The sequence below is a fragment of the Natronomonas marina genome, from assembly GCF_024298905.1.
Classification (GTDB): Archaea; Halobacteriota; Halobacteria; order Halobacteriales; family Haloarculaceae; genus Natronomonas; species Natronomonas marina.
Genome location: NZ_CP101155.1, coordinates 87,753 through 100,591, shown reverse-complemented (window position 1 = coordinate 100,591; position 12,839 = coordinate 87,753). Strand labels below are relative to the sequence as shown.

Here is a 12,839-nt window from a genome sequence, read left to right as displayed (position 1 = left end):
CATCCGTACGAGTTATTGTTCTGAGTTTGGCACGGCGAGGTTGTATTCGTGGATTGCAGCGAAGTAGAAGAGAGGTCCTGGCTCTCTGTGGTACTCGTGGAGTCAGCGGGGTGTGCTGCGAGAGCTGGGCCAGTGGCCGCCGTGAGTAGGATACCGATGACGCTCAGGGTCAACAGAACACCGTACAGGGGACGGCGATTCCTCGGGCGGCCTAAGCGAGTGGATCGAGACGTCTGGGTCGGCTCTACCGACCGCGACGAATGCGAAGTACGATCTGTCCTTGCATCGGGCGGCGACTGGGTATGGTCATCGGTGAGCGGGGCCGGCGAGAGCCAAGCTCGAGTGAAGGCTGGGAGCGTCGGCATAGCCAGTAGTGACCTCTACAGATATTTCATCTGCTCAGCGTAAAATACTATTCGGGAGTTTGGGGCCGGTCGATTGCTCGCTCAGTCGATGCGCTGATGTCTCCTAAGCAATCGTTTTCATAGCCAGTGGGTCGAGGGACTGGAGTTCCCCCGGACAATTTTTGGGTTCAGATAGCATGATCTACGGTAAAAGATGCCCTCGAATGGCGACTCAAGCCCCTGTCCACGGTGGCGACGAGTCCTATCCGAGGCTCGTTCGTCGCTTGCGTGGCTACCTTCGCCGGTCGATACGTTGGTCTGGTGGGGGTTGGGTGTATTTCTTACTGCCCCTATAGTGGCGGGCTTCAGTTATGTTCTGGTCAGATTCGTGTTTGGGGTTACATCGGCGACGGCGCTGCTCTTCGTCGGGGTGACGGTCCCGATGCTTATCGCAGTGGCACTTGGCTGGCAGATCGGTGCTGCGGTAAACCGTTACGATGAGTATAGGTTGAACCGCGAAGAGGCATCGGCGTCGACGGAATCATCGGAAAACACGGATCAAACCGCCTCGGAAGAATATGAAGTGTCCGAAGGCTTTCGGTGGGTCTCTTGGCTTCCACATCACTTGAACAACTTCTTCGTGCTGTTCTTAGGGGGGTCTATCGTCAGTGGTGGATTCACCACTCTGGTCTGGGTGTTCTTTGTTAGACTAACGCCAGAATATCCGATGCCCTCACCGAATGTCGTCGTCAAAGGACTCTTTCCGATGCTCATCCTTGCGAGCTATTTCGGGTGTTTGGCGGTGACAGGTGCGCCGTTCATCTCGATGTTTTGGAGGGAGACGACAAGTCATCTTGAGACGCCGGAGGCGCGCCACGATCACGCTCTCCGGGTTGCGTTGGTCGTTGGTGGACTCTTTATATTAGTTGTAGCACCGTGGACGGCGCTGCCGATTCCATCTGAGCTCAGAATGCCGGTGACCTGGGCGCTCACGTTCACCTACCTGTTCTTCGCAATCACGCTCTTGCCGTTTCTGAATATGGCGCGGCCGCTCACACCTGAAGAATACGCAGCGATCGTACCAGAGGAGATCGATGCTGACCCCCACACGTCGATTTGGGTTGCCACGGTGGGGCTTCGTTCGACGGCGATGGCGGCGGGTATCTGGCCCTTTCGCCGGGTCTTCGTTGGCGAGACCCTCCTCGAAGATGACAGTATTTCGCCAGAATCACTCCGCGCAATCCTCCACCACGAGCACGGGCATCACGTTCTTGGACATCTTCGCCTCGCTGCTGGGGCCGGATTGATTTTCTTCGGTGGTGTCGGTGGGATACTCGCGGTTGTTTCGCCATCGATGCAGACACTCGGTGTGGTGATGGGCATTCTCGCGTTCGGGTTCCGGTTCGGCCTCGTACGGTGGGTTCGCCGAGCTGAGTTGGCTGCCGACGAATACGAACGACAACGGGTGGGAAGTGAGACCGCGATAACCGCATTGCAGTCGGTTGCCGATCTCCGAGCGAGGGAGAGTTCGAAAAAGACGGAGACGTCGTCCCTTCCATGGGGGGCTCCGTTTGTTATCGAGTGGTTCCTTCGAGTGCACCCCTCAGTCGAGGACAGGATTGCGGTACTCCGAGAGCGACAGGGGTGTGACAGCTCGCCTTAACAAGAGCGTGGTCACAGGTTGTAGTTACTGATGATGCCGAGAAGATGGGGACGGCAAGGCGGCAGTCTGCCAGCGCCAATAATCGACTCAACGCCGTTACGTGGTGGGCGCACAAGTGCCGCCGGTCGCCCACTGGATGAGGTTAGCGATAGCGCCCCAAAGAAGGATGACGCCGGCGATCGCGACCGCGCCAACCATCAGCCGGAGGCCCCGCTTTTTCCAAGACTGGTTCCAGCCGTAGAAGTAGAGGATACCTCCGAGGACGAATCCTCCGGGCACGAGCGTCCATCCAAGGAGGAAGATGAAGTCGTTGATGTTGTGGATGGACTGGATGACTTCATTTGAGCTAACCTCAGTCCCATCTGGACAGTCTGCCTGCAAGATCACACTCATCTGCCGAGTCCAAATCGGCGCGGCCTGAGCCATCAGGTCGGCTTTTATGGTCGCGAACTGTGCGCGGGCAGCCGTGAGGAGTCCAAGCCCGCGTAGGCCACCAGGGAGGGCATCCGCGATGGCAAAAGCTGCGAGCTGGACACCGAGGAGTACGCTGGTCATATCTGTCTCCCGGTTAGTTTGAACCATGCTGGTCTAACACTTAACTCCACCGGGGGTACAGGCGAAAACCCGCTCTCTCCGATTGTACTGGTGGACTACAGGGAAGGTGTGAAATGACGAGAGGCAAGGTAGACGGAGCGAGAAGAGAAGGGAAGGGTATTATTCGGAATTAGTGTCGTCAGCAGTGTCCCCAGAGGAGGATGAGCCCCCACTTCCGTCTGTGATGGGGTCAGTTGGTGGCTCACTCGTTTCGCTGGGTGTCGTACTGGAGTCAGTAGTTTCCTTCTCAGCAGCTTCTTCGCCCAAACCACCGGCAGTCTCGGCGTTCTCCTCTGGTTGGGTGGTAGTCTGTTCACTGCGGGCGGTGGCAGCCTGTTGGCGACGCTGTTCAACCAACTGAGCGGTTGCGGCGGCCGTCTCAGGTTCAGTAAGGAGATCAACCGTGAGCTCGCTCGCGTGGATTTCGAGGTGTCGACGCGCGATTCCGGTGACGCTCAGGAGACATTCACTGAACTCGGACTCCTGTCCACGTGCAAAGCTCTGGATGGCCTCGACATCAGCTGGGGAGAGGTCGTAGTAGTCGATCACCTCGTCTGAAATTGATTCCTGGTAAAACAGCTGCTTGATGTCGCACTGGTCGTAGATCGCGCGTGGTGAGTGGACATCGTCGGTCTCCTGCATGAATTCTTCTGCAGTCTGGGAGATGAGCGTCAAGCCAGCGTTGAAGTGTCGGGAATGGCGGGTGAACAGGCCGATGAGCGAGCGGGCAGATTTCTGACTGAGCAGGTAGTGAACCTCCTCGAAGATGACCTCCATCCGGCGGGAGTTCTCGCGAGCCCGCTGGTAGCTCCAATCAAGCATAACGTGTTGAAGGAGAGGGGCTTGATTGGTATCCTGGAAGGCACTCATATCGAAGACGATGAGCCGCTCGTCCTCGAGGTCGACGGTCGTCTTCCCAGAGAGGTTCGCAGCGACGCCACCTGGCTGGAAGGCTTCGAGCGAGCGGAGGAGGCTGTTAGCTTCGGACTTGAGGTTGCTATCGTCCTTCGACTGAAGTCGGGAGGTGACTTCGTCGACGCGTTCATCGAGCTCGTCGCGTTCCTCACGGTGAAGTTCGGTAGCGTCTCCTTGGTAGCTGACGAATTCAAGTGGGTCCTCACCATCAGCAAGAGCCTTGAGGATGTCGAGGACGTCTTCCATAGTGGGGTTTTCGCGTTCGTGAGTGCGGGGTTCGGAAGTGATACCGTACATAAGGTATGCAAGGTGGAAGACCTGCTGAATGAGACCAGCACGTTCGGCGCTCAGGCTGTCGCCGCTCTGATCGTAGAACGTCCGCACCATCCCCGTCAAGGAACGGAGTTTGTCCTTGTAGGGGTCTTCAGCCTCACCCGTACCGCGGTGGATTTCGAGCGGGTTGATGGTGACGTCGCCACCGAAGGTGACGACATCGCCACCGAGGGTCTCGAAGAAGTCGACAAAGTCGTCACCGGTGGGGTCGAATGCAATAGCCGTGAATTCAGGGTCGATGAGGAGACGGCGCCAGAGAGAAAGTTTCGCGGCGAACGTTTTTCCGGACCCGATCTTCCCAGTGATGACTTTAGAGAAGCCGGAGAGGCTGTATCGGTCGACGATGACAGGGTTTCCAGTCTCATCGAAGCCATAGAGGACACCGTCCTCGTGAGCGATGGCGGGCTCGACGAAGCCGAAGAGGGTGGCCGCCGCGTCGTGTTCCATAAGGTCCGTGTTCTGGATGGGGTCGGAGACGACAGGTGCGATCGCGTCTTGGGATTCAAGTTGGCGAAATTCAAGGGGAACGAGTTCGACGTCTCGGTCAGCCACGAGTTGCTGGACCTTCCGAGCGGTCTCTTCGAGTTCATCGCGGGTACTGCCAGCGACTTCGATGTAGATACCGATGTCGTAGAGTCGAGTCGTCCCTTCGGTGAGGCGACGAAGGAGACGATCGAGTTCTTCCCGGCGGTTGAGGTCTTCGTGATAGTCTGTCGCGCCCTTTTCCTCCTTCCGAGAAAGGGCGATCTGGAGTTCAGTGAGACGGTCCTGGAGGGCACCACGAATCGTCGTGGGGTCGCGGGGAGTGTGATGATAGCTGACGCGGACATCAAGATTGGTCGTGGTGAGGTTGATAAGCCAGCCACCGAAGACACTCTCAGGAGCGCTTGCGGGAGTGAGGATACGGACGAATTCGCCGTTCCGGTAGAGAGTGGTTGGATCTTCGGGGACGATACTTGGTGGGGCGACGCTCGCTTGGTCGATCTGGGCTTGGCTGTCGGCGTCTTGGATGAGTCCAAGGCGGAATTCGTCGGGGTCTGCGGCCTCAAAGTCGATGAGGCGAGCAACCTGTTCACGGATGTTTGCCCGACTCGTCTCTCGGCCTTCCTGTTCGAGGATGCTGACGGCGCGGTCGAAGGTTTCGTCGTCGATTTTCTCGAGGTTGACGTTGGCTGGATCTGTTCGGGCGGAGGTACCGGCACCAGGGATAGATCCAGAACCACCGGGAAGCCAAGAGAGAAGACGATTCAGACGGCCGCTGTCGACCTCCGTCTCAGGTGCGCCGTTCGTTGCGTTTGTAGATGGATGTTGGCTCGAACCGACAAGTCGGCGTGACGCAAGAATACCAAGACCGAGGAGGAGGGCGACGCCGACGGCGACGCCGATAAGAATGAATGGTGACGGGGCGTTCGGGCCGCCTTGAATCGCTCGTTGGATCGTCTGAATGATCTGTTGCACTTGCCCGGTAGCGGATGCTATTCCGAGTACCCAGGCTACTGGGACGCTACTCATGCTATCGTGGGATACGTAGTGCCTCGGTAAATGGTTTCGCCCGTTGATAGCTTTCCACAAAGTAGACGTTTCGGCAAGTGGGTTGAGGGAGGACAGCGAGTTACCCCACAAAGTGCGGAGATAATTCACTCGTGGGGTAACGCTGGCAGTGGTGATACCTCAAGCGCCGCAGGAACAGTCGAGAAGATGGAGGAAGAAATGCTGAGATGGTCGGGAATCACTACGACCGGCGAGCTGGGAGAACTTCCGCGTAGGATTTGGGAGAATACTCGTCGAGTGGTGAGTCAGCGTGGTTGTAGTAGCGGTAGAGGACGTCCAGAACGTCTGCCCGGTCGTCCATCACTTCGGTCTGAACACCGGTCCTGGGGAGTGCTTCGGCAAACTCGTGTTGCCGACTTCTAACTTCAGAAATACACTGTCGTTCGATGACGTCGTCGTCGGTATTCGAGCCAATCCGAGAACGAACTGAGGAGGTGACAGAATTGACACAGCCGACGATTCGCTGGAAGAGAGATCCCGAAACAACGTCTGTAGAGTGTCCATAGGACTGTTCTCGGACGTGCGAACTCTCGACCCTAACGGCGATGTAGAAATCACGAACTTTGACTCGCCGGGTACCGACCGACTCATTGAGCCAGTCGATGTACGTCGACCGACCAAGCTGCATAATGTCTGGCGGATCCTCGGCCTCGTAGGCTGCACGTTCGATCTCCTCGAAGTGCGTCGTCAGATCAAATTCACGAGGAAGGGCGAGCACTTGGAAGGGGTAGGAGATTCCACGGAGAACGTCAGCGTACGCGTTGATCGTAGACTGGCGTCCTTCATCGTCGAGGGAAAGCCAACTCGTCGGGGTGATGTGAACAAGGCCGACGTACGCAGGTTCCTCGTTGTCGCTCTCCGTGACTAGAATGCCGTCTTCGCGAACATACTCGAAAGCTAGTTGCGCCTGCGTTGTTGTTTCCTCCTGCGTGAGCTGGTGGTAGTACTGGCTCGGGTCACGCTGTGGGCGTTCGCGAGAGTGCATCTGCCCGCCGTCAGTTACGATTTGCTGACCGCTGTTATCATCTGAGGCGGACTGCTGGGGGCCACTCGAGGACGAGGATTCTGGGTCCGGATCGCTGTTGTCGTCGGAGGTTTCGGAATCCTCAGAATGTAGAGTACGGATGTCGTCAAGGTGCTGTCCAGAAACGAGACCGCGTTCGACGGGTTGCCAGAGATAGCGATCCGGGCCCACGATGTGTTTTGCAGCCCCGAAGAGCCACTCGCGAGGGGTCTGACCGGCAGGTGTTCGCCAGAGAACGTACAAGCCGACGAGGAGGCCGAGAATCCCGCTTCCGATAGTAAGTAGCCCACTGAACGAGGGCTCGAAGACGTTGTTGATACCGGACGCAAGGATGATAGCGGCGAGTGGGATTACGCCGACTTCGAGATCGCTGACGCTGAGTCCGAAGAAGAGGCGATGCTCGAGTAACTGGCCGGCTACTGGGTACCGTTTCATGGGACGTCTCGTGTGAATACGTGTCGTGAATGCCTAAAAATTCTCTCCCCGATTGACATCGAGGTCGATTACTTGGAAGCAAAAAGGTCGGGAACCTTCGACTCCCAGTCGGTGAGCTGGATGAGCGGGTGGTGCGACGGCCCAACGAGAGCGCCGTACTGGCTCTGAAGCCAGCCGTCGATAGCATTGACAACTTCCGTGTCCTGTCGTTTGTCGGCGGGGCGGTCGAAAGAAATGATCTCCTCCCACGTGTCATCCTGGCGGTTGAGACCGACATAAACGGCGGTCTCCGTTCCCTCGAGGTAGCCGACGACGGTCAATTCGCCCGGATTCTCATCAGTATTTAGGCCCACGATAGGAGCACCGTACTCGATGGATGGGAACCAGTCAGATGCCGCAGTCCACATACCACCGGGTGCTGGCTCTGGTGACATCACATCGATGTAGACCTCGATCTGGATGTGATCGGTCGGAGGCTCCACGAGTAAGTCGATCTCATTCAAGTAATCCTGATTGGCGTCATCGATGAGAGTGGCGACTGGCCGATCACGAAGACCGACTTCCTCGGTCTCTTCGCCGGGGATGATGTCAGCCCATGCCTTGCGCCAGACGCCGTCGGTGTGGAGGCGGTACCCATACTCAACGACGTGACCGGACCGATCAGGGGCAGTAACCTTCATCAAAAAGGCGATGACCTTGTCGGTGTGTTCGATCTGGATGATGGGAACGGGAACCACCTCAACGAAGGACTCCTGGTAAATCCCCCCAGGAGTGAGTATCTCCCCGAGTTCACCGTGCTGGAGCGGGCGCGGTGGAAGCTGGGACACACAGGCGGCCGCGAAAGTATCATAGAACGACGGCCGGACGGTTTCCTCCTCGTAGAAGGTGGTTGCCCAAGTCGCGATACGATCATCGATAGCCTGCGAGAACTTCTCGTCGATGGAATCCTCGGTGAGGATGGTCCAGCCAGTCTCTGGTTCGAAGCCGACACCGAACCAAGTGTCTCCGGCGATGAAGCGGAAGCCAACGATGCCCTCACGGTCGACCCAGTCATCACCGATAGCGACGACGCCGCCCAGATTTTGAATGTTGGAGTTGTCGACTCGGGTGTGAATGTCGGTTCCGTCCAAGGTGGAGGTGGATTCGAAACTATCGGGTGCTTGGAGGCTGATGAAATCCGAGATCGAGAGTGGGTGCCTAGGGAGAGTCGCCAGCACGCGACGGGCGGTGGTCGTTTCGGAACCCATGTGTTTGTGTTTCTGTACTAATCTACCGCGTTCTGCTATTTAAAATATCAGCCGGGAATAAGCCCCTCGAGCAACAGCATAGAAGGGTCAATTACTGGTTCTAATGTGGTCCTGGAGGGGACTCGGTACCAGTGGAGGGATTCAGGTTGAATCGTTATGAGTCTGTGTTGCGGGTTCTATCGACGTAGTCGTCGACGGACTCCTGGATTTGTTCCTCCGATGGTGAGGAGGAAGGCGGGGAGACATCTCGATTGATGAGGTCAGGGCGCATCGCCTCCACTTTTTGCTGGTCCTTTGCCTTCACGCGGTCGTACCAAGCTTGGACTGATTCGTTGACCGAATGCGGATTCGCGTCTTCGATGTCGGACCCGCCAGCAACCGCTTGAGCTTCCTTGGGATCGAGTGCTCTGTCTTCATACTCTGGGGTCAGAGTCTCACCCTCTGGGAGAGGCGGATCCCCCTCAGGTAGTGCCAACACTTCATTATCCGCTGTGACTTCGCTTTCCGTACTTGCACCCAGATCGTCATTCGGTGGGTTCCAATTGCCGTTCTTCGCCCGCCGATAGGCGTGGCCGGGCCAATTCGCAATCGGCTCGTTGAGATTATTTTTCACGTGGCTCACACCCGCTTTTGCCTCGCGAGCACCGAGCGCCACGCCACCGCCAGCTAATCCGGCCCCAGCTCGAGCGCCCTGTCCCCACGTAGCCTGACTCATCCATTCTTTCCGTGATTTTACGCCACGGTAGGCGCGCTGCGCGTTACTCCGTGCAGTATCCCGTGCCGATGAGACACGTTGTTTCAGATTAGTTTTCGCCGAACTAGCTGCCTGTCGGGGGTGGAATTCGGGTTTTGCTGAGCCAGTCGCTCCATACGCCTTTGGGCCGGTTCCGCTACCGCCGCCGAAGTTTCGGAGGGTGTGCTGTCCGGCGCCACCGCCACCGGACGGAGTCGGTCCACCGCCACCTCCTCCACCACTACCTCCGGACGAAGACGGACTACCGCTGCCACCGCCGCGTAACGCACTCAGGCCACTAAACCCGAGAAGATGACCGGCGGAACTCCCACCCATCGACAGGGCCTGGATCCCGACGAAACCGGCGAGACCGAGGCCGGAAAGCCAGCCGAGGAACCGCTTCCAAAGGACGAGCTTATTCTGCGATGGGTCAATTCCGGCAGTGAGTGCTTCCGGGCCGTGAGCCCCGCTCGCGTTAGCCACACAGATGTCCGGGGCAGACATACTACAGCCGGTCTGAAGAGCGAGCGCGATGAGCGGCCCCGCGAGGAGGAGATACGCTGTGACCTTGAAGACAAACATAGCGACGTCGTTCGCGTACCGGAGTGGTCCCCAGTCGGTGTACCACATAACAAGCAGAATCGGGAAAGCGGTGTAGACGAGATGGATCATAAAGATGCGGAGGAAGAGGATCATCACAACGAGAGCGATAGCGATGAGAGAGATTGTACCGGCGGCGAGGTAAACGAGCACAGCGGCGATAGCCGAGCCCATCAAATCGCCGATGGCGTTGTTGAGGGCGGGGCCGGCGAGGGAGACCGCGTAAGTCTCGGGCATCACGAGCTTCGTAACGCTATTCGTGAAGACGACAGCGACGTGGAGGAATGGACGGATGAGAGCGAGTGCGAAGAGGGCTTTAACAATACGGATTCCCTGCCGTAAATAGGAGCCCTCTGGGGCTTCCGAAAAGAGTGCCGCGATCGTTCCGAGGACGATGACGGTCGGAAAGAGAATCAGCGAGTACTGGAGATTCTGTATAAAAGTTGCATTCGCTCCTTCCTGGTAGTACAACGGGTCGATAACGAGAAACTCCTGGACCATTCCCACGAAAACCTCGCCCAGGACGTTCGTCAAGCCGGTCGCGAGCGTGTTGACGATCCCCTCGAACCAATCCTCTGGGTCAAGGGGATTAAATAGCGGAATGATCGGGAGGGCAGCCATCGCCGCAGTGGAGGAAACGGTTTGTTGAGCTGTAGGTGCGATACCTAAGAGACGGTCTTGAATTTTGGCCGAGAGGATGCTGGATGACGTCGACGGTTCCATTGCGGAGGTTTCTGTTGAGTCCCTAGACTTTCGGTGGCGAAGACGGCGACCGACACGGTAGAGCCACCTACTAAGGGTGGTTGGAGAGCGCTCCATGTGAATCGCTGTGTCAGAATACGTTGTCCAATACCTATAACTTCTATCCCCGAACCAATCGGAGATAGCCATTGACCGAGGACAGTGAGTCGCGCTACGATCTCATCGTCAACTGAAGTTCGCAAGGCCGGCTGAATGACGAAGAAGTGGGTGTCGTCAATCTTGAGAGAATATTGCGAGGGATGGCTACTTGATGGTATACCAGCCGACCCCGACGAGCAAGCCTACGCTCACAGCCAGCGAGAGGAGAGCGGCCTGTACTGGCTGTAAAAAGAACGTCCAGAGATCAACAATCAGGCTCCCGTTTCCGGGAGAGATCGCGGTTGTGTGGCTGGACGAGTAGTAGATGTCGTGATTCTCTGTGTATGGGTCACCAGGGAAGCGCGCGGTGATCGTCACACTATCGAACGTAGCGTAGGCGACACCGTTGTCGTTTGTAGTGACTGAGGATTCGACCGCCCCGGTCAAGATCAGTTTCCGATCCGGGAGTGGAGTTCCGTCTGGGCCAGTAAGACGGAGTCTGAGTTCCGGCGGCTCGTTTTCTTCCCCTTCTGCCGGCGGAATCACTGTGTAGGTGAGCGACGAATCCTCCATCGAGGTGACCTCTGTTGTCGAGACGGGTATTTCATCCCCGAAGACCGACGTTACTGAGGTGATCTGACCGGGGGCATCCCTGATGACAATTCTCGAGGTCTGGTTGGCGGTCGCCGTAGTGAGATTCACATTTTCCGCCAGGGTCGCCCGCTTCGAGACGCCAGGAACAGTGCGCTGGCGGAGATCCGTCACCCGTCCGTGACGATACACATCCGTTTCTCCGACGGCCTCAACACTTGGGGACGGTTGTCGAGCAGTGAGTCGGAGGGCAAGTGTTGGTGGGAACTCCGTACGTTGTGGGTCTGTGTCCCAGTTCGACGTTGTTTCGCCCCAGCGGTACTGACGGACACCGTAGACCTGCCAGACGTTCGTTAGGCGTTGGGCACTAGCATTCGAGTCTCCTTCTACGTTGAGGGCGGCCCAACTCCAAAGTGCCCGTTCAGAGAGATGCTCCGGGCCCTCGATAGAGAGGACGATGGAGCGGCGGTCGTGTGGTTCCTCAATTACGCGCTGGGAAATCGAGACGCTGTCTGGTGGGACAACGTGGGCTGGCCGATCGTCGGTAACGGTGAGCTCATCATAGGTGGCATTGACTTCCGTGTGAGTGTACGTCCACGTATCGTTGTGCGGATGGTAGAAATAGTGATCAGTGGTGACTTCCGCGGTGACGTTGATCGTCGCCTGAAGCTCTAGACGTTGCCTCTCACCATCCGAAGGGGGAGCGTTTGCGTAGTCGATATACCGGGCCTCTCGTGCCGATGTTTCTGGTGTCGTGTGTTTCGACCACGTCTGATCGTCGATGCTGAGGTTACGCTCAACCCGTTGTGAGGCGAGATCGTATGTGGTGTTAGTGCGATAGCCGCCGACGACGGCCGTCACAGAGCGATTTACGGTTAGCGGGCCACGACCGGTGGCGCTGACGGTACGCGTGATAGTGTGACCGTCGAGCGTCTCGAACTCAACTGTCTTGGTGACGGTCTGTACGTCGTCCGACGAGTTATCCTCCGGCGCAGGGATGTTGAGGGTGACATCCTTTGTTTCGCGGACATAGCGGGTAGTCGTATTTGGTTCTGGGAGGGCGACGCGGTAGTCGACGTACTCAAGGACACGCCCGTCTGGCCCCATTAGATAAGTGCCGTTTGTTTCCGCTCCTGGGGCGTTCACTTCGGCAGCGCTGGTCGCACCCATATACGCGATGAAGCCGTCTTTGATGAATATGCTATCCTCCCGGTCCGGTGCGCTTGCCGGCCACCGACTCGTTGAGTTTGTTCGTTCAACTCTCGCCAACTGGTCAAGTCGATACTCCTGCAGTGTCCGGGGTGAGCCATCAATACGGACGCGCGTCTCTGGATTGGTCGTAAGCGTGTAGGTGTCGACAGCACGAGAGAGATTTTCAGTCGACGCGTTGGCCTCCACAACATACTGGAGGAGAATGCCACCACGACCGCCACCCGGAATGCCGAGAGCCTCCGTATCGCGGTCACTCGCGACAAATACACGAGCATTCCCGTCAACCGGCGGTTGCGCGGTAGAGTTGGATTCGTTGGTCGCGACTACCGCAATCGTGGAGAAGCAGACACTCGAAAGGAGAAGGAAGGCGACGAAGAGGCTGGAAAACTGCCGAGGTGTAGCCCTAGTGATAGTCACCGAAGGCTCGTCGGATGGGCGGGGGTTGTCTTGATCCCCCGCGGGGGTATCAAACCGGGAGGTCATACATCACCACTCCGGGACTGGATAGTAACCCGGATGATGGTAGCTTCGAGTGCTACTGGCCGCATAGGGGGCGAACTTACCTGCGAATATGTGGTCCGGCGACAAAGTGTTTTCCGCGATTGGGAAACAGTAGAGCAGCTACTCGTGGGCGTGATGAGTGAACGCCAGGGCGGTCGGACAGAGTCGTATATGGGAGCCAGAAGTCGCGTCTTCGCAAAAAGTCGTTGAGAGATTAACCCCCCGCGGGGGTATAAAATCAATAGTGAGCAGCGAG

Annotated in this window: 7 protein-coding genes; 1 reads left to right on the top strand and 6 read right to left on the bottom strand. The window is 57.4% G+C overall.

Annotation, left to right across the window (positions count from 1 at the left end):
- Nucleotides 1–699 precede the first annotated feature (699 nt).
- Entirely contained in the window at nucleotides 700–2,007 is a 1,308-nt protein-coding gene (locus NLF94_RS20550) for a M48 family metallopeptidase (RefSeq protein WP_254841484.1), read from the top strand.
- 96 nt (nucleotides 2,008–2,103) lie between these two features.
- On the opposite strand, the gene NLF94_RS20545 is transcribed toward NLF94_RS20550, so the two are convergent.
- The 6 genes from NLF94_RS20545 to NLF94_RS20520 all read right to left on the bottom strand — a co-directional run bounded on the left by NLF94_RS20545 (nucleotide 2,104) and on the right by NLF94_RS20520 (nucleotide 12,565).
- Nucleotides 2,104–2,562 (bottom strand): hypothetical protein, encoded by a 459-nt coding sequence (locus NLF94_RS20545; protein ID WP_089768562.1) that lies wholly within the window; start codon nucleotides 2,560–2,562, stop codon nucleotides 2,104–2,106.
- Between the two features lie 159 nt (nucleotides 2,563–2,721).
- Entirely contained in the window at nucleotides 2,722–5,361 is a 2,640-nt protein-coding gene (locus NLF94_RS20540; protein WP_211087391.1) for a VirB4 family type IV secretion system protein, read from the bottom strand.
- A gap of 220 nt (nucleotides 5,362–5,581) precedes the next feature.
- Nucleotides 5,582–6,859, bottom strand: coding sequence for a TraC-like domain-containing protein (locus NLF94_RS20535; protein WP_254841483.1), 1,278 nt, complete (start codon nucleotides 6,857–6,859; stop codon nucleotides 5,582–5,584).
- 68 nt (nucleotides 6,860–6,927) lie between these two features.
- A complete protein-coding gene (locus NLF94_RS20530) occupies nucleotides 6,928–8,106 on the bottom strand; it encodes a hypothetical protein (protein ID WP_254841482.1) in 1,179 nt (392 codons plus the stop codon).
- 154 nt (nucleotides 8,107–8,260) lie between these two features.
- Nucleotides 8,261–10,060, bottom strand: a complete 1,800-nt coding sequence (locus tag NLF94_RS20525; protein WP_254841481.1) for a TrbL/VirB6 family protein — start codon at nucleotides 10,058–10,060, stop codon at nucleotides 8,261–8,263.
- Between the two features lie 384 nt (nucleotides 10,061–10,444).
- Nucleotides 10,445–12,565: a DUF8186 domain-containing protein gene (locus NLF94_RS20520; protein ID WP_254841480.1), complete on the bottom strand. Its 2,121-nt coding sequence runs from the start codon at nucleotides 12,563–12,565 to the stop codon at nucleotides 10,445–10,447.
- Between the last annotated feature and the right edge of the window lie 274 nt (nucleotides 12,566–12,839).

What these genes read in the sequence shown, in the direction of transcription:
- NLF94_RS20530 (WP_254841482.1), bottom strand. Translation starts at nt 8,106, where the DNA reads ATGGGTTCCGAAACGACCACCGCCCGTCGCGTGCTGGCGACTCTCCCT.
- NLF94_RS20535 (WP_254841483.1), bottom strand. Translation starts at nt 6,859, where the DNA reads ATGAAACGGTACCCAGTAGCCGGCCAGTTACTCGAGCATCGCCTCTTC.
- NLF94_RS20520 (WP_254841480.1), bottom strand. Translation starts at nt 12,565, where the DNA reads ATGACCTCCCGGTTTGATACCCCCGCGGGGGATCAAGACAACCCCCGC.
- NLF94_RS20540 (WP_211087391.1), bottom strand. Translation starts at nt 5,361, where the DNA reads ATGAGTAGCGTCCCAGTAGCCTGGGTACTCGGAATAGCATCCGCTACC.
- NLF94_RS20525 (WP_254841481.1), bottom strand. Translation starts at nt 10,060, where the DNA reads ATGGCTGCCCTCCCGATCATTCCGCTATTTAATCCCCTTGACCCAGAG.
- NLF94_RS20545 (WP_089768562.1), bottom strand. Translation starts at nt 2,562, where the DNA reads ATGACCAGCGTACTCCTCGGTGTCCAGCTCGCAGCTTTTGCCATCGCG.